At 27.2% G+C, this 1,732-nt stretch carries 2 protein-coding genes; one reads left to right on the top strand and one right to left on the bottom strand.

Annotated elements, in window-relative coordinates; translation table 11 throughout:
• Window positions 1-124: 124 nt before the first annotated feature.
• Window positions 125-739, bottom strand: a complete 615-nt coding sequence (locus tag KA873_RS13485) for a TetR/AcrR family transcriptional regulator C-terminal domain-containing protein (protein WP_198065349.1) — start codon at window positions 737-739, stop codon at window positions 125-127.
• A 266-nt stretch (window positions 740-1,005) separates the two neighbouring features.
• On the opposite strand from KA873_RS13485, the gene KA873_RS13480 reads away from it, so the two are divergent.
• Window positions 1,006-1,668 carry a hypothetical protein gene (locus KA873_RS13480; protein WP_198065348.1) on the top strand — a complete coding sequence of 221 codons (663 nt, stop codon included), beginning with the start codon at window positions 1,006-1,008 and terminating at the stop codon, window positions 1,666-1,668.
• Window positions 1,669-1,732: the final 64 nt, after the last annotated feature.

The raw sequence follows: 1,732 nt of genomic DNA, 5'->3' as shown, positions 1-1,732 counted from the left end.
ATCTACGGATTTTTGCCATGCTACGAAATTAGCATCATGCTAGCAAGTTAAGCGAACACTGACATGATAAATTAGTGGTTAGCTATATTTTTTTACTTTGCAACAGAACCGGTTTGTTTATACACTATTTTTCTTTAATTTTTTCTTTAAAACCTAATAAAAGAACCTCTAATCCAAACCTAAATTCTCTTTCTAAATCCAATTGTTCAATATTATCAAATGGTAATTCATCACTTACTTTTTGGTGTAGTTTTGAGGACTTATTTTCTAAAATTCTATATTCTTCAATAACAGAAGAATTTATAAAATTATTCAACATCCATGAAGCAGAAAAGAGTTCGTTATTATCCATACCTAAGTCCTTAAATAAATTATAAATATAGGATATTAATTTTTTTCGATTTGGCATTAATGGTGGTGTTGCCTCCATAATATGTGCACTATCTTTAATAGTTAAAAGTAAATTTCTTAACTGAAAAGAAATATCTATAATTTGATCCTCAGCTTTTTTATTTAATTTAGGATACTCTATTTTATTACATATTTCATCTGCGATAAGCTCCATTAAATGTTGCTTATTCTTTATATACCAATATAAAGACGCTCCTTCTATATCTAATTCACTAGCTAAATTTCGTATTGTTAATTTTTTTAGATCGTTTTCTTTTAAAAAAACAATTGCTGCATTGACAATTGTTTTTTCCGAAAGTTGAAGAGACTCTTTTTTTCTTCTAGACATTAATAAATAAACTCCTTTAATAAACTTTACTTTTTAAGTATAACATTATCATTAAGTCAAACAACATTTGGTTGACAATACAGGATTTCGCTGTTAATCTAACAATGTTAGATTAACTGTATTTTTTTAGGAGGTGTCAAATATGACAATATCAATTGCTATAATTTCTAGTGTTACTATTATCTGTCTAACTATATTTTTAACAGCTATTTGTGTAAAAGGAATGGAAATGAGTAAGTATTGGAAGAAGGAGTCAAAAAAATAATATGAAAATCAATGAAAAAACACTTGGTGGAATCTTAGTACTAATTGGAACATTTCTTTATATACTTGCTACTATTTTTCATGGAAACCCACCAATTGAAAAAGCATCAACAGCAATACCTTTTGTGGCTGAGCAAACATTTTGGCAAACTAAACATTTTATAAACATAATTGCTATATTATTATGGCTATTTGGTTTTATTTGCATATTCTTTAATCTATCTAGACAAAGTTCGCGACTTATGGCTAAAATTGCATTAACCCAGTTTACAATTACAACAACTATTTTTGCTATCTATTTTTATATTCACGGATTTGGTTTAACGCAAATTGCAAACAAATGGCAAAATGCTCCAAGTACAGAGAAACAAAATATTTTATTGCAAGGTGATGCTATCCTTAATATTTTAGGAACAACAGCATTCATCTCTCAACTTTTTTTAGGCATATCTATTATCTTAATAGCACTTGTTTTCATATTTGAAAAAAATGTAAATAAAACGTATACGATTATAGGTATTATTATAGGATTGGGGTGGGCTATCGGGGCTTACCTTATAAATTTTGCTATTATTGTACCTTTCACTTTATTGTCTTGGGTTTGGTTAATATTACTTATTATAAACATAATGAAAAATCAGAAAAATGATTTAAAACAAAAGTAATTAATGAATAGTATTAATGGATGTCCAAATTATAAAACTATAGTGGTTCTGTTGCAAAGTAAAA

It is taken from the genome of Staphylococcus sp. GDY8P45P, assembly GCF_017892745.1.
Classification (GTDB): Bacteria; Bacillota; Bacilli; order Staphylococcales; family Staphylococcaceae; genus Staphylococcus; species Staphylococcus cohnii.
This window is presented reverse-complemented; position numbering and strand designations above follow the sequence as displayed.